Source organism: Phytoactinopolyspora halophila (assembly GCF_003287285.1).
GTDB classification, from domain to species: domain Bacteria; phylum Actinomycetota; class Actinomycetes; order Jiangellales; family Jiangellaceae; genus Phytoactinopolyspora_A; species Phytoactinopolyspora_A halophila.
The window spans coordinates 25,661-41,081 of sequence record NZ_QMIG01000014.1; the positions used below are offsets into that span (position 1 = coordinate 25,661).

Annotated in this window: 15 protein-coding genes; 1 reads left to right on the plus strand and 14 read right to left on the minus strand. The window is 65.8% G+C overall.

The features are described 5' to 3' along the window. Positions 1-25: 25 nt before the first annotated feature. The 12 genes from nuoK to DPM12_RS13395 all read right to left on the minus strand — a co-directional run bounded on the left by nuoK (position 26) and on the right by DPM12_RS13395 (position 12,236). On the minus strand, positions 26-325 hold the full coding sequence (gene nuoK, locus DPM12_RS13340; RefSeq protein WP_112258826.1) for an NADH-quinone oxidoreductase subunit NuoK: 300 nt from the start codon (positions 323-325) through the stop codon (positions 26-28). Continuing rightward, positions 322-1,251 (minus strand): NADH-quinone oxidoreductase subunit J, encoded by a 930-nt coding sequence (locus tag DPM12_RS13345; RefSeq protein ID WP_112258914.1) that lies wholly within the window; start codon positions 1,249-1,251, stop codon positions 322-324. The genes nuoK and DPM12_RS13345 overlap by 4 nt, the downstream gene beginning before the upstream one ends. Before the next feature lie 5 nt (positions 1,252-1,256). Further along, positions 1,257-1,853 carry an NADH-quinone oxidoreductase subunit NuoI gene (nuoI, locus tag DPM12_RS13350; protein ID WP_112258915.1) on the minus strand — a complete coding sequence of 199 codons (597 nt, stop codon included), beginning with the start codon at positions 1,851-1,853 and terminating at the stop codon, positions 1,257-1,259. After that, positions 1,810-3,183 carry an NADH-quinone oxidoreductase subunit NuoH gene (gene nuoH, locus DPM12_RS13355; RefSeq protein WP_112258827.1) on the minus strand — a complete coding sequence of 458 codons (1,374 nt, stop codon included), beginning with the start codon at positions 3,181-3,183 and terminating at the stop codon, positions 1,810-1,812. The genes nuoI and nuoH overlap by 44 nt, the downstream gene beginning before the upstream one ends. After that, positions 3,180-5,696 (minus strand): NADH-quinone oxidoreductase subunit G, encoded by a 2,517-nt coding sequence (locus DPM12_RS13360; protein WP_112258828.1) that lies wholly within the window; start codon positions 5,694-5,696, stop codon positions 3,180-3,182. Before DPM12_RS13360 ends, nuoH begins: the two co-directional genes overlap by 4 nt. Beyond that, positions 5,693-7,060 carry an NADH-quinone oxidoreductase subunit NuoF gene (nuoF, locus tag DPM12_RS13365; protein WP_112258829.1) on the minus strand — a complete coding sequence of 456 codons (1,368 nt, stop codon included), beginning with the start codon at positions 7,058-7,060 and terminating at the stop codon, positions 5,693-5,695. Before nuoF ends, DPM12_RS13360 begins: the two co-directional genes overlap by 4 nt. Next, positions 7,057-7,803 carry an NADH-quinone oxidoreductase subunit NuoE gene (gene nuoE / locus DPM12_RS13370; protein WP_112258916.1) on the minus strand — a complete coding sequence of 249 codons (747 nt, stop codon included), beginning with the start codon at positions 7,801-7,803 and terminating at the stop codon, positions 7,057-7,059. The genes nuoF and nuoE overlap by 4 nt, the downstream gene beginning before the upstream one ends. Positions 7,804-7,823: 20 nt before the next feature. Continuing rightward, complete coding sequence (locus DPM12_RS13375; protein WP_112258830.1) at positions 7,824-9,179, minus strand: NADH-quinone oxidoreductase subunit D; 1,356 nt, start codon at positions 9,177-9,179, stop codon at positions 7,824-7,826. A gap of 16 nt (positions 9,180-9,195) precedes the next feature. Then, entirely contained in the window at positions 9,196-9,891 is a 696-nt protein-coding gene (locus DPM12_RS13380) for an NADH-quinone oxidoreductase subunit C (RefSeq protein WP_342778792.1), read from the minus strand. A gap of 41 nt (positions 9,892-9,932) precedes the next feature. Beyond that, positions 9,933-10,487 carry a NuoB/complex I 20 kDa subunit family protein gene (locus DPM12_RS13385; RefSeq protein ID WP_112258831.1) on the minus strand — a complete coding sequence of 185 codons (555 nt, stop codon included), beginning with the start codon at positions 10,485-10,487 and terminating at the stop codon, positions 9,933-9,935. Between the two features lie 16 nt (positions 10,488-10,503). Further along, a complete protein-coding gene (locus tag DPM12_RS13390) occupies positions 10,504-10,863 on the minus strand; it encodes an NADH-quinone oxidoreductase subunit A (protein WP_112258832.1) in 360 nt (119 codons plus the stop codon). An 80-nt stretch (positions 10,864-10,943) separates the two neighbouring features. Then, the gene (locus DPM12_RS13395) at positions 10,944-12,236 is read right to left on the minus strand and encodes a geranylgeranyl reductase family protein (RefSeq protein ID WP_112258833.1); all 1,293 of its coding nucleotides are present in this window, start codon (positions 12,234-12,236) and stop codon (positions 10,944-10,946) included. Positions 12,237-12,764: 528 nt separating this feature from the next. Here DPM12_RS13395 and DPM12_RS13400 point away from each other — a divergent pair. Then, the gene (locus tag DPM12_RS13400) at positions 12,765-13,742 is read left to right on the plus strand and encodes a sugar phosphate isomerase/epimerase family protein (RefSeq protein ID WP_112258834.1); all 978 of its coding nucleotides are present in this window, start codon (positions 12,765-12,767) and stop codon (positions 13,740-13,742) included. A gap of 12 nt (positions 13,743-13,754) precedes the next feature. On the opposite strand, the gene DPM12_RS13405 is transcribed toward DPM12_RS13400, so the two are convergent. Both DPM12_RS13405 and DPM12_RS13410 read right to left on the minus strand, forming a co-directional pair. Beyond that, entirely contained in the window at positions 13,755-14,585 is an 831-nt protein-coding gene (locus tag DPM12_RS13405; protein WP_112258835.1) for a phosphosulfolactate synthase, read from the minus strand. Between the two features lie 67 nt (positions 14,586-14,652). Then, on the minus strand, positions 14,653-15,354 hold the full coding sequence (locus DPM12_RS13410) for a demethylmenaquinone methyltransferase (RefSeq protein ID WP_112258918.1): 702 nt from the start codon (positions 15,352-15,354) through the stop codon (positions 14,653-14,655). Between the last annotated feature and the right edge of the window lie 67 nt (positions 15,355-15,421).

Consider the following 15,421-nt stretch of genomic DNA (forward strand, 5'->3'; position numbering starts at 1 on the left):
TGTGTTCACGTCTCCCCCACGCCCGTCACAGCTTCAGCAGGCTGGCGTCATCGACCGACGCGGACCTGCGGGTTCGGAAAATCATCACGATGATGGCCAACCCGATGACGACCTCGGCCGCCGCGATGATCATGACGAAAAACGCCACGATCTGACCATCGAGAGCGCCGTGCATCCGCGCGAACGCCACGAACGCGAGATTGGCCGCGTTGAGCATCAACTCGACGCTCATGAACGCCACCAACGCGTTGCGCCGTAGCAACACGCCACCGCTTCCGAGGGTGAACAGTATGGTGGCCAGCACCAGATACGACGTCGGGTTCATCGGGCCTCACCTCCGTCGGTGGTACCGGCCTCACCGTCGTTCCCTTCGGCGGCACCCGGCGTGGCCTCACCGCTCATGCCACTGGTCGAGTCGTCGCTCGGCTCGGTCGGGGCAGCGTCAGAGCCCTCCTCGTCGCCGAGCTGCCGGAGATCGATCGTGAACTCGTCCGCCGAACGAGCGGCGCCGCGTGCGATGAGCACCGGCGAGATCGATGTCTCCGCCGGAGTTCCGTCCGGTAGCAACGCTGGCGTGTCGACCGCATTGTGCCGCGCGTAGACCCCGGGAGGTGGCTGGCCGGCCGCCTGTTGCGGGTCGGCATCACGGAAACGCTTCTCCGACATCTCGCGCTGGGTGAGCCGGCGACTCGTGCGTTCCCGGTGGGTGAGGACCATGGCGCCGACGGCCGCCGTGATCAACACGGCCGCCACGACCTCGAACACCCAGACATAGCGGCCGAATAGCAAATCTGCGATGGCGTAGACATTGCCATCCGGTGCCGCCTGCGCGGTACCCACCGGATCTGGAAGTGCGGCGCGTCCAGCAACGGTCATGAGCAAGATGATCACGCCGAGCAGTGCGAGTCCCGCCCCGACGCGTTGTCCCCGGATCGTTTCCACCCGCGAGTCCGAAGCGTCGACTCCCACCAGCATGATCACGAAGAGGAACAGCATCATGACCGCGCCGGTGTAGACGACCATCTGCACCACTCCGAGGAACGGAGCCTCGAGCGCGATGTACAGGAACGCCAAGCTGACCATCGTGACCGCGAGGAAAAGCGCACCGTGCACGGCCTTGCGAGCGAACACCAACCCCGCCGCGCCGAGCACGGCCAGCGGAGCGAGGATCCAGAAGAGGATCTCTTCACCCGTAGTAGAGCCAGTCGAGCCAGCTGGCGAGTCACCGGCTTGCGTGGCGACAGCGGCCAGGAGATTCACTGCGTTCCCTCCCCGTGGCCATTCGTGGTGGCTTCGGACGCGCCGGTCCCGCTCTGCAAGCCAGCACCCAGGTAATAGTCGCGCTCGTCATTCCCGAGGCGCATCGGGTGCGGGGGCTCTTCCATGCCCGGCAGCAAGGGAGCGAGCAGATCCTTCTTCTCGTAGATCAGACTCTCCCGCGTGTGGTCGGCGAGCTCGTCTTCGTTCGTCATCGTCAACGCCCGGGTCGGACATGCCTCGATACACAGCCCGCACAGGATACAGCGCAGATAATTGATCTGATACACGCGCCCGTAACGCTCGCCCGGGGAGTAGCGCTCCTCCTCGGTGTTCTGGGCGCCCTCCACGTAGATGGCATCGGCCGGGCACGCCCACGCGCACAGTTCACAGCCGATGCACTTCTCGAGACCGTCCGGATGCCGGTTGAGCTGGTGACGACCGTGGAACCGAGGCGCGACCGGGTGCCGCTCCTCCGGGTACTGTTCTGTGATCTTCTTGCGGAACATGGTCCGGAACGTGACTCCGAACCCCGCGATCGAATCGAGGAAGCTAGGCACGGGTGCCCTCCTCTGAGCTGTCGCTCTCGTCGGTATGGTCTGAGCCCGCCGGTGGTCCGACGGTGGCGGCGACCGGCGTACTGCCCTGCTGGCCGGGTAGGGGCGGCACGGGATGCCCACCGGCGAACGGATCGAACGGCTTCTCCGCCGCGTCCTCGGACTCCTCCTCGTCGTCCCGGACTCGCTCGCCGATCCACGAACTGATGAACGAGATGACCATGAATACGGCCAGCGCGATGCCCACCACGAGGAAGATCTGCTGGCGCGTCACGCCTTCGTTCATGGCAAGCCGCAGCCCGCCCACGAGCACGATCCAGGCCAGCGAGAACGGGATGAGAACCTTCCAGCCGAGCTTCATGAACTGGTCATAGCGGAAGCGCGGCAGGGTGCCACGCAGCCAGATGAAGACGAACAGCAGCACGAGGACCTTGGCGAGGAACCACAGCAGCGGCCACCAGCCCTCGTTGAACATGCCGTCGCCGATCGCGGACAGCGGCCACGGCGCCCTCCAGCCACCGAGGAAGAGCGTCGTGGCCAGCGCCGAGACGTTGATCATATTGATGTACTCGGCGAGGAAGAACATGGCGTACTTGATCGACGAGTACTCGGTGCCGAACCCGGCCACCAGCTCGCCCTCGGCCTCGGGAAGATCGAATGGTGCCCGGTTGGTCTCGCCCACCATCGAGACCATGTACACGACGAACGAGGGCGCCAGGATCAGCGCGTACCAGATCCGTTCCTGGCTCTCGACGATGCCCGACGTGGACATCGTGCCGGCGAATAGGAAGACGGCGACGAACGACAGGCTCATCGCCAGCTCGTACGAGATGACCTGTGCCGACGAGCGTAGACCGCCGAGCAGCGGATAGGGCGAACCGCTGGACCATCCGGCCAGCATCAGTCCGTAGACACCGCTCGACGCGATCGCCAGGATCAACAGCACGGCAACGGGCGTATCCGTGAGCTGTAGCCGTGTCGTCTCGCCGAAGATGGAGACCTCGGGTCCGAGCGGGATGAGACCGAAGACCAGAAACGCCGGAACCGCGGAGATGATCGGCGCCAAGATGTACACGACGCGGTCTGCCGCCTTGGGGACGATGTCCTCCTTGAGCATCAGCTTCACGCCGTCCGCGAGGCTTTGCAGCCATCCCTTCGGCCCGACGCGATTCGGACCGATCCGATGCTGCATCCGCGCGACGACCTTGCGCTCGAACACGATGACGAACAGCGTCATCAGGAGGAGGAGCACGAAGATGCCGAGGCACTTCAGAGCGATGATCCACCAGGGGTCCGCACCGAAACCCTCGACCTGCTCGACGGCCTGGATCTCGGCACGCCCCAGCTGATCCGCCAGCCGGGTGGTCATGCGTCACCTCCCGCGAGGTCATCCGAACTCTCGTCACCTGTTTCGCCGGCGGCTGCGAGCGTCACCACCGCTCCGGCTCCGACACCGAGATCGGCGTGTACGCGCGAGCCCGGGGAATTCTGCGGCACCCACACCACCCGGTCCGGCATCTCGGTGATCGCCAGCGGCAGGGTGACGGCACCGGAGACCGTGCTGACCGTCAGCGGCTCGCCGTCGGCGATGCCGAGCTCGGCCGCCGTCGCAGCCGACAGCCGGGCCCGCGGCGCCGGCGCCGTCTGGGCGAGGTGGGGTTCCCCGTCCTGACCCCGCGCGGCATCGAGCATGGTCCGCCACGTTGCGAGCACGGCCTCGTTGGCGCCCGGTTCGGGGGGCACGTCGCTCCTGATGTCGAGCGGCGTCGGCGCCGCTCGCCACGTTCCGATCTCGTCGAGCTCGGCGCGGATCCCGGCGACGTCCCGGGTTCCGAGATCGATGTCGAGTTCGGACGCCACGGCGTCGAGCGCGCGCGCATCCGACCACGCGGCGCTCTCCTGCATGACCTTGGGGAATGGACGGTGCCGCCCCTCCCAGTTGACGAACGTGCCGGCCTTCTCCACCGGCGGCGCCACGGGGAGAACGATGTCAGCCAGGTCGGTCACGTCGCTCCGGCGCACCTCCAGGCTGAGAACGAAACCGGCCCGCTCCAGCGCCGAGCGGGCGGCCGCCGGATCGGGAAGATCCGTTAGCTCCACGCCCCCGACGACGGCACCGCTCAGCGAGCCTTCCGCGAGCGCCGATACGATCCCGTCCGTATCGCGGCCAGGGAGGGGTGGCAGGCTCGGCACGCCCCAGGCCGCTGTCATGTCGACGCGCGCTTCGGCATCGTCGATCGGACGGCCACCCGGGAGAAGGTGCGGCATCGCGCCGGCTTCTATCGCTCCGCGATCTCCCGCTCGGCGAGGAATCCACGCCAGCCGGGCGCCGGTCGCCTCGGCGAGCCGGGTCGCTGCTGTCAGCCCTCCCGGCACGCTGGCCAGACGCTCACCGACGAGCAGTACCGAGCCTGGCGCGGACAGTTCCCCGTGCACCCCGGACATCGCGCCCGAACCGGCGGCCACCGCGTCCAATGCCTGCGTTTCGGCTCCGGGAACGGTCGGGAGCAGCTGGCCGGAGAGTTTCTGCAATCCCCGGGTGGCGAACGGCGCGATCGAGAAGACTTTCGTCCCGCGGCGCATGGCCTTGCGCAGACGGAGGAAGACCGTTCCCGCTTCTTCCTCGGGTTCGAATCCGGCCAGCATCACGGCCGGGGCGGATTCCAGGCCAGAGAACGTCACCGCATCGTCGTCGCCGGGCCGAGTGGTGGCGATGCGCTGCAGGAACGCGGCCTCCTCGGCCGAGTGCGCCCGTGCCCGGAAGTCAATGTCGTTGGTGCCGAGACCGATCCGGGCGAACTTGGCGTAGGCGTAGGCGTCTTCGAGTGTCACCCGGCCGCCAGTCAGGACACCCACCCCTTTGGCGTCGCGGGCGGCGGCAAGTCCACGCGCGGCCAGGGTCAGCGCCTCACGCCACGAGGCAGCTTCCAACTCGCCGGTTTCTTCGTCCCGCACGAGCGGATGCGTCAGCCGATCATCCAGGGTGAACGAACGGAACGCGAAGCGGTCCTTGTCAGTGATCCACTCTTCGTTCACCTCGGGATCGTCGCCGGACAGCCGGCGCATGACGGTACCCCGCCGGTGATCGACCCGGATCGCGCTGCCACAAGCGTCGTGCTCGGCAACGCTGGGGACGGAGACGAGATCGAACGGCCGGGAGCGGAATCGGTACGCAGCCGACGTGAGCGCACCTACCGGGCAGATCTGGATGGTGTTCCCGGAGAAGTAGCTCTCGAACGGCTCTTTCTCGTAGATACCCACCTGCTGCAGTGCACCCCTTTCGAGCATCTCGATGAAGGGGTCACCGGCGATCTCCTGCGAAAACCGGGTGCACCGCGCGCAGAGCACGCAACGCTCCCGGTCAAGCAGGATCTGCGCGGAGATGTTGATCGGCTTGGGGAACGTCCGCTTCTTACCCTCATAGCGGGAATCGCCACGGCCGTTGCTCATCGCCTGGTTCTGCAGCGGACACTCGCCACCCTTGTCACAGACCGGGCAGTCGAGCGGATGGTTCATCAGCAGGAACTCCATGATGCCCTGCTGCGCCTTGTCCGCCACGCGTGACGTCAACTGGGTCTTGACGACCATGCCGGGCATCACGGTGAGCGTGCACGACGCCTGCGGCTTGGGCATTGCCCGGCCGTTTCCCATGTCGGGAACCTCGACCAGGCACTGCCGACACGCCCCGGCCGGTTCCAGCAGTGGATGGTCACAGAACCGGGGAATCTGGATACCGATCATCTCCGCCGCGCGGATGACCAGAGTCCCCTCCGGGACGCTCACCTCGAAACCATCGATGGTGAGCGTGACCAGGTTCTCCTTCTGCTCGACCGCGCCATCCGATGTGGAGTCGGTCGTGGTGGTCTTGCCAGTGACGGTCATGGAGCGTTGACCCCCGCTTCTTCCTGACGTTCGACGGCGAACAACGCCGATGCCGCTGGATCGAATGGGCAACCACCGTGCTCGAAGTGCGCGATGTACTCGTCGCGGAAGTACTGGATCGACGAATCGATCGGCCCGACCCCGCCATCAGCGAGAGCACAGAACGAGCGCCCCGCGATGTTGTCGGTCAAATCGAGCGTCTTGTCGAGGTCGGCCTCGGTACCCTCGCCTTTTTCCAGCCGCTCAAGGATCTGGACCAGCCACCAGAATCCTTCCCGGCACGGTGTGCACTTGCCACACGACTCGTGCTTGTAGAACTCCGTCCAGCGCAGTGTCGCCCGGACGACGCAGGTGGAGTCGTCGAAGATCTGCAGCGCCCGGGTACCGAGCATGGTTCCCGCGCTGACCATCTCTTCGAAGTCGAGCGGCAGGTCCGCGTGCGCGGCCGTGAGCATGGGTGTGGACGAGCCGCCCGGTGTCCAGAACTTCAGCTCCCTGCCACCCCGGATACCTCCGGCCATGTCGATGAGCTCGTTGAGGGTGATGCCCAGCGGCGCCTCGTACTGGCCGGGACGGCTGACGTGGCCGGACAGGGAAAAGATCCCGTACCCCGGTGACTTCTCGCTTCCCATCAGCCGAAACCAGCTGGAGCCGTTGGCGACGATCGATGGCACGGAGGCGATGGTCTCGACGTTGTTCACGATGGTGGGCGAGGCGTACAGCCCTGCGACAGCGGGGAACGGCGGCTTGAGCCGGGGCTGGCCACGACGCCCTTCGAGGGAATCGAGCAGCGCCGTCTCCTCGCCACAGATGTACGCACCCGCGCCCACGTGCACGACGACATCGATGTCATACCCCGAGCCCAGGATGTCGCGCCCCAGGTATCCGGCCTCGTACGCCTCGGTCACCGCCTGCTGCAACCGGCGGACGACATGCAGCACCTCGCCACGGACGTAGATGAACGCGAAATTGGACCCGATGGCATAGGCGGAGATGATGGTCCCCTCCACCAGGAGGTGCGGGTCGGCCATCATCAGCGGGATGTCCTTGCACGTCCCCGGTTCGGACTCGTCGGCGTTGACCACGAGATACGTCGGTTTCGGGCTGTCCTTGGGAACGAAGCTCCACTTCATACCGGCCGGGAAGCCCGCACCGCCCCGTCCACGCAGGCCGGAATCCTTCACCGCTTCGACGATGGACTCCGGGCTACGCTGCAGTGCCTGGCGCAGCGCCCGGTACCCGCCATCCCGCTCGTAACCACGGAGGGTAAAGGAGTCCTCCTGGTCCCAGCGCGCCGTGAGCACCGGTGTCAGCGTGGCCGAGGCGTGCTCTTGTGTCGAGGAAGCCTCGGATGCAGTGGTCACTTCTTCTCTCCTCCAGTGGTCTCGTCGCCGCCGTCCGTGGCGGCGTTGAGGGCCGTCTGGCCACCTTCGGGCGCGGTCCAGCCTTCCTCGCGAGCCAACCGCAAGCCGGCGAGCGACGCCGATCCGGCCGCAGGGCCCTCGTTCGCCAAACCGTCGGGAAATCCCGCGAGCACGCGCTCGGCCTGTTTCCACGAGCACACCCGTGGCCCTCGCGTCGAGGTGACCTCGCCTCCCGAGCGCAACGTGTCGACGAGCTCGCGCGCCGACTCGGGCGTCTGGTTGTCGACGAATTCCCAGTTCACCATCACCACGGGGGCGTAGTCACAGGCAGCGTTGCACTCGACGCGCTCCAGCGAGATCCGGCCATCCTCGGTGGTCTCGTCGTGGCTGATGCCGAGGTGATCGGCCAGCTCATCCCAGATGATGTCGCCGCCCATGATCGCGCAAAGGGTGTTGGTACAAACACCGACGTGATACTCACCGACCGGGCGGCGCTTGTACATCGTGTAGAAGGTCGCGACCGCCGCTACCTCGGCTTCGGTCAGCCCGAGCACGTCCGCGCACATCTCGATCCCGGCCGGCGTCACGTAGCCCTCGTATGACTGAACCAAATGCAGCATCGGCAGCAACGCCGAGCGCGACTCCGGATAGCGAGCGACGATCTCGAGCATCTCGGCCCGCACGCTCGCGTCGAGCCGGGTGCCAGCGTCCTCGGTCACGTCGGATCCGTCCCTCTCGGTCATCTCACCGCCACCTTCACTGGTCATCGGTCGCACCCGCCCATGACCGGATCGATACTTGCCAGCGCAACGATGACGTCCGCGACCATACCGCCCTCGCACATGGCGGCGACGGCCTGGAGGTTGTTGAACGACGGGTCGCGGAAGTGCACCCGGTACGGACGGGTGCCGCCTTCGGAGACCACGTGCGCGCCCAGCTCACCACGTGGGCTCTCGACCGGCACGTAGACCTCTCCCGGCGGTACCCGGAACCCCTCGGTCACCAGCTTGAAATGATGGATCAACGCCTCCATCGACTCGCCCATGATGTGCCGGATGTGGTCAAGCGAATTGCCCATACCGTCGGACCCGATGGCCAGCTGGGCGGGCCAGGCGATCTTCTTGTCCTCGACCATCACCGGACCCGGTTCCAGACGGTCCAGACACTGTTCGATGATCTTCAGCGATTCCTTGATCTCGTCGACGCGGATCCGGAACCGCCCGTAGGAATCGCACGTATCGCGGGTGGGCACGTCGAACTCATACGTCTCGTAGCCGCAATACGGTTGGGTCTTGCGCAAATCCCACGGCAGGCCCGTCGCTCGCAGGATCGGACCGGTGATCCCCAGGGCCATGCACCCGGCCAGGTCGAGATAGCCGTTCTCCTGGGTACGTCCCTTGAAGATCGGATTCTCGTTACAGAACGCTTCGATCTCGCCGATGTGATCCCACATCCAGCGCAGGTACTCGCGCACGCTCTCCACGGCGCCCGGCGGAAGGTCCTGAGCGACACCCCCGGGCCGGATGTAGGCGCTGTTCATCCGCAAGCCGGTGATGAGCTCGAACAGGTCGAGGGTGCGCTCGCGTTCCCGGAACCCCACGGTCATCACGGTCAGGGCGCCCATCTCCATACCACCGGTGGCGATCGCCACCAGATGCGAAGAGATCCGGTTGAGCTCCATCATCATGACCCGGATGACGTTGGCACGCTCGGGGATATCGTCCGAGATCCCGAGGAGTTTCTCGACCCCGAAGACGTATGCCGCTTCGTTGAAGAACGGCGCCAGGTAGTCCATCCGCGTCACGAACGTGACGCCCTGCGTCCAGTTCCGATACTCCAGGTTCTTCTCGATCCCGGTGTGCAGGTAGCCGAGCCCGACGCGGGCCTCCCGCACGATCTCGCCGTCGAGTTCGAGGATCAGCCGCAGCACCCCGTGGGTCGAGGGATGCTGTGGCCCCATGTTGACCACGATCCGTTCTTCACCGGCCGCGGCTGCCCCGACGACGTCGTCCCAGTCTTGACCCGTGACGGTGTAGACCGGACCCTCCGTCGTCTCACGGACGCCCGCGTATGGATCGTCATCGCGATCGGTCGTCGAGAAGGTGGCATCAGCATTCATAGGTCACACCCGCACATCAGTGATAAGCCCTCCGCTCGTCCGGCGGCGGGATCGTCGCACCCTTGTACTCGACGGGGATCCCGCCGAGCGGATAATCCTTGCGCTGTGGATGGCCGGGCCAATCGTCCGGCATCTCGATCCGGGTCAACGCCGGGTGCCCGTCGAAAATGATGCCGAAGAAGTCGTAGGTCTCCCGCTCGTGCCAGTTGGCCGACGGGTATGTCTCCGTGACCGTCGGCAAGTGCGGGTCCTCGTCCGGACACACCGATTCGAGGGTGACCCGGCGGTTGTGCGTGATCGACAAGAGCTGATAGCACGCGTGCAGTTCGCGCCCTTCCTCGTGGGGGTAGTGGATACCGTTGACCCCGAGACACATCTCGAAGCGCAGTGCGGGATCGTCGCGGAACACGCGCACGGCCTCAGCCAACCGCTCACGCTTGATGAAGAACGTCATCTGCCCGCGGTCGACGATGACTTTCTCGATCACGTCGTCGCCCAGGCCGGCCTGTTCGAGAGCCGTGCCGACCTCGTCACCGAGCTGTTCGAACTCGTCGTCCCACGGGCGGGGCGTCGAGCTCCCCCGGATCGGACTCGTATCGCGTACGACGAGGCGGCCGTATCCGGACGTGTCCCCCGAGTCCTCCGCTCCGAACATGCCACGACGTGTGGGGTGCGGAGGAGGCAGCTCCGGGCCGGTAGGTTCGGCCGGCAGGCTCTCCTCGTCCGTGCCTGGTCTTTCCTCTCGTTCGTCCGTCACTGCAGCAGACCCTTCATCTCGTGGGTCGGTGTCGCGCCGAGGGCGTCCTGCTCGGCTTGAGCTTCCTCCGCCTCCCGGTGAGCGCCGAGCTTGCCGTGCTGGATCTGTTCGTGCAGCTTGATGATCGCGTCCATCAGCATCTCCGGACGCGGCGGGCAGCCCGGCAGGTAGATGTCCACCGGCACCACGTGATCCACGCCCTGAACGATCGCGTAGTTGTTGAACATTCCGCCGGTACTCGCGCAGACGCCCATCGACAGCACCCACTTCGGGTTGGCCATCTGGTCATAGATCTGGCGCAGCACCGGCGCCATCTTCTGGCTCACCCGGCCGGCAACGATCATCAGGTCCGCTTGCCGCGGTGAGGCGCGAAAGACCTCCATACCGAAGCGCGACGAATCGTGCCGCGGCGTGCCGTAGGACATCATCTCGATGGCGCAGCACGCCAGGCCGAACGTGGCTGGCCACATCGAGCCCTTCCGCATCCAACCGGCCAGGTTCTCGACCGTGCTGAGCAGGACTCCCGATGGAAGTTTCTCCTCGATACCCATGGTCACACTCCCTTCGTCAGTCCCATTCCAGCCCGCCACGGCGCCATTCGTAGACGAACGGCACGGTGATGAGGAACAAGAACGTCACCATCGCGACGAAACCGAAGACCCCGAGGTGGTCGAAGCGAACCGCCCATGGATAGAGGAAGATGATCTCGATGTCGAAGATGATGAACGTCATCGCCGTGAGGTAGTACTTGATCGGGATGCGCCCACCGCCCACCGGCTGGGGCGTCGGCTCGATACCGCACTCGTAGGAGTCGAGCCGCGCACGGTTGTACCGCTTCGGCCCGATCACGGTCGAGACCACCACTGAGAACACCGCGAACACGGCGCCCAGGATGATCAATCCGATCATCGGCGCGTACAGATCCACGCGCGCTCAGCTCCCTTCGGTCATCTCTGTCATGCACGCCTTCATTTCCCGGTGATGCGAGTCCACATTCTGCCCGTGCCTCATGCCGCCGGAGCCACTCGGGTCAGGGTGTTGATGACGCGGTCGTGGACGTCACCGTCACGGTGATCGGTGAGGTTGGCGAGCAACTTCAGCGTGAACTGCATCAACCATGGACGTGGTAGTCCGTGATTCGTCGCGATCTTCATGATTCGTGGATCTCCGATCAGGCGGAGAAAGGTACGTCCCAACGTGAAGTAGCCACCGTGCTCGCGCTTGAGCTCGGCCGCATACTGCTGGAGGACGCGCTCACGGATGGCAGGGGTGTCGCGGGCGAGCGCGTCGGCGATCATCGTCGCCGCGAGGCTTGCCGCCTCCATCGCGTAGTCGATGCCCTCGCCATTGAACGGATTGACCATGCCTCCGGAATCGCCCACGAGCAGGACGCCGTGACTGTAGTGCGGCTGCCGGTTGAACCCCATCGGAAGCGCCGCGCTGCGGATTCCACCGACCTGGTTCTCTTCGGTGAACCCCCACTCTCGTGGCGTCTGTGCGACCCACCGGCGGAGCAAATCTCGGTAGTCGACGCGGCCGAATGCCCGGGACGTGTTGGGGATGCCCAGCCCGACGTTGCTCGTGCCGTTGCCGGTGCCGAAGATCCACCCATAGCCCGGCAACAGGTCGCTGCCACCACGCTCGTTCGGTACCGACAGTTGCAGCCACGATTCCATCCACTCGTCGTCGTGGCGGGGGCTCTTGTAATACGTGCGCACGGCGACCCCGAGCGGGCGATCATCGCGCCGGTGAATACCGAGTGCCGTCGCCAGCCGCGACGACGTGCCGTCGGCCGCCACTACTAGCCGGGCGCGGTAGCTCTGCGGTGCACCACTCGCGCGGCCCCGGCTGTCCACCGGCTTGGCGCGCACGCCCACCACGGTTCCGCTGCGCTCGTCGATCAGTGGCGCGGTCACGTTGGTACTTTCGAGCAGCCGCGCCCCGGCCGCTTCGGCGTGCCGGGCAAGCAGGTGATCGAAATCGAGCCGGGTCCGCACCAGCCCGTAGTTCGGGTAGCTGGTGAGCTCGGGCCACGGAAGGTGCAAACGCATCCCACCGCCGATGATCCGCAGACCCTTGTTCCGGATCCACCCCGGACCCGAGGTATCCACGCCCATCCGCACGAGCTGCCGCACCGCGCGTGGCGTCAGCCCGTCGCCACACACCTTGTCGCGCGGGAACGACGCCTTGTCCAGCATCAGAACGTCGAGACCCGAACGAGCCAGGTAATACGCTGCCGTCGATCCGGCCGGGCCGGCACCGACCACGATGACGTCAGCGTCGCCGGCCTGTACGTTCATCGGTCCCTCAGCACCCGTCGCTATCGGTCCATTCTGATCGGAAGTACGGAGCACCGGCGCTCACAGTTCGTGAATATGTTCACGAACTCACTTCCTGACCAAGTGTAGGACCTCCCTTCCGCCGCTTTCGACCGGGGCCGACCCATCTGACCTGCGGACTTTACGCATGATCGACGTTGCGAAATTCCGGCTGGCTCCCACGAGCTCGCCTGCCGGTGCACGCCAGGCTCGATTTCCGGGCTGGCAACCGAAAGCTGTCGACCTCCGACAATCCCGCCGACATGGTCGTCGGCTCGTTCGCGGGCACACCTTCTTCCTACTTCTGTCGATAGTTGATCGAAACATATTGACCTGTCGACAGGTTACTTCTATGTTTCGGGTCTATAACTAACAAAAGTAGTCGCCCCAATGGACGGAGGTGACGGCGCCGCGACTGCTTTCCGAGCACGGCTGTCCTCGATTCCCTTGTCCCATTTCCTTGTCCGGTCCCTGATTCCCGATTCCGGTTCGAGTCACGAGGAGACCCCCATGGCACACACGAAGATCGATCGACGTCGGTTCCTCAGCGCCCTCGCCGGCACCACCGCCGCAGCCGGTACCGCCGCATTCGCCGGGGCCACTACCGCCGGAGCCACCACCGCCGCGCGTCCCTCCGGCTCGCTTCGCCGCCGCCTCATACCCCCGGGGCGGATCGGCATCCAGCTGTGGAGCGTGCGCGATGCCATCGCCGAGCTCGGCTTCCGGGTCGTACTCGAAGAGCTCGCCCGGATGGGATTCGTGCACATCGAGTTCGCCGGCTACTCATCGCCGGCCGAGCCAGACATCACGCCGGCCCAGATCCGCCAGTTGCTCGACGACAACGGGTTGAACGGAATCGGAGGACACCGCGGCATCGCCGACTTCCGCAACAACATGGAGGCCGAGCTCGACATCGCCGAAACGATGGGATTTCCCTACATCGGCACCGCCAACGAGCCGGTGTCCCCCGGCAACCGGACCGTCGACGGATACAAGGCGGCCGCCGACGAATTCAACAGCTTCGGGGAGGCCGCCAGGGCACGCGGCCTCAAGTGGTACCACCACAACCACCACAACGAGTTCCGATTCGCCGCCGACAACCCGGAGGTGCGGCTCTATGACCTGCTGCTATCCGAAACCGATCCGCATTTGGTCTATCTCGAACTAGACATCTACTGGGCCTACGTGGGCCAGCACATCGCACCGGGCTTCGATCCCGTCGACTACGTCAAGGCACATTCCCATCGCTACCCGCTGTTCCACACCAAGGACGGAGCGCGCCGTCCCGACCTGCCACACGGGTACGAGATGACCGAATTCGGCGAGGGCGACATCGACTACGAGAGCTTCTACCGTGCGCTGCCACGACGTGGCTCGTACGTATCGCTGTGGGAGCAGGACAACGCTCCCGCCACCCCGGCGGACGGCGGGGGAAGCCTCGGCGCGGCCGAACGAAGCTGCGCCGCCATGAAAGGTCTGCGCGGCTGAACTCCGGCGCGTTCACGGCGCGTAGCGGACGATGCGGCCCCACGTCCCGGCGGTGCCCCAGATGCCCTGGCGCAAGCATTCCAGCTGGACGATCTGGGAGTGGTCGACGAACAGGTTGACTTCCGGCCCGTAGTTCTGGACGTACCAGGTGAAGACCTGGGGATCGGCCGCTTCGAACATGACCGGTTCGAGGCCGAGTTCGCGCACGATGGCGGTCACCACGTCGGTCCGCCAGGCCGTGACTTCCTCGGTGATTCCCTCCGACTCGATCATGATCGACTCGGCTCCCGCATCACGACAGCGCCGGGCCAGCGAGATCGCCGAATCCACGTCGCGCACGCCTGCCGCCTCGAGCTCCTCGGGCCGCGTCGCACCGCCCGCGCCGAACTGGATACCGACCTCTGGTTTGGCCTTCAGACCGGCGCGCTGGACCCGCTCCACGAGCCGGAGCACGTCGTCAGTGGGAATGGTCACGAAGCCGGTGGAGATCTCGACGACGTCGAACCCGAGCTGCCGGCACGTGTCGATATATCGGTCGACCGCGTCGGGACCCTGGGTGAGCACGTACTCGACGAATCCGCCCGTGGACACGTAGACGCCGCGTTCATGGGCGGTGTCGAGCACGGACCGTAGCGCCGGCTCGGGCACGAGGGTGAACGAGCCGCCGGCGAACTTCAGGCCGTCGACGTATTCGCCCATGGTGTCGAGGACGTCGCGCAAGTACCGCGGGCCCAGGACGGTGTAATACGCGGCCCGGATCTCGGTCACGCCGCGCGTACGGGGCTTCGCCGGGCGAGCATTGGCCCGGATGAAATCGAAGGGGCGCTCCGCTGCTTCTGGCATCCGATACCTCCCGGGGTGACGTGCATTCCATCACCTGCGCGTACCCCGCGAGGCCGGAATTCACGCCTCAGCGGCCACCCGGGCGCACCGCGTGATGCAGGGCGACGATCCCTCCGGTCAGGTTGCGCCATCGGATGCCGGACCAGCCCGCCTGCTGCAGCCGTGCAGCCATACCGGCCTGATCCGGCCAGGCACGGATCGATTCGGCCAGGTACACGTACGCCTCCGGGTTACTCGACACCCGCCTCGCGACGCCCGGCAACGCCCGCATGAGGTACTCGACGTAGACCACACGCAGCGGTTGCCAGACGGGATGGCTGAACTCGCACAGCACGAATCGGCCGCCGGGGCGAGTCACCCGGAGCATCTCCCGCAGCGCCAGGTCAGGATCATGCACGTTACGCAAGCCGAAAGAGATCGTCACGGCGTCGAACGACGCGTCGGCGAAAGGCAAGTTCGTGGCGTCACCGACGACGAACGGGAGATGCGGGCGACGGCGCTTGCCCGCTTGCACCATGCCGAGCGAGAAGTCGCAGGGAACCACGCTCGCGCCGGCCGCACGGAACGGCTCGCTCGACGTTCCGGTACCGGCCGCGAGGTCGAGCACCCGCTCTCCTGGCCGGGCGGCCACGGCGTGCCGGACAGCGCGGCGCCAGTAGCGATCCTGGCCGAGTGAGAGCACATCGTTGGTGAGGTCATAGCGTTCGGCGACGTCGTCGAACATCGCCGCGACCTCGTGCGGCTGCTTGTCGAGGGAAGCCCGGTTCACGGCGCCAGCATAGGCGACACCGCTCCACACCTCGATGCCGAGATGCGCACCACTGTGTTCTCGGGCA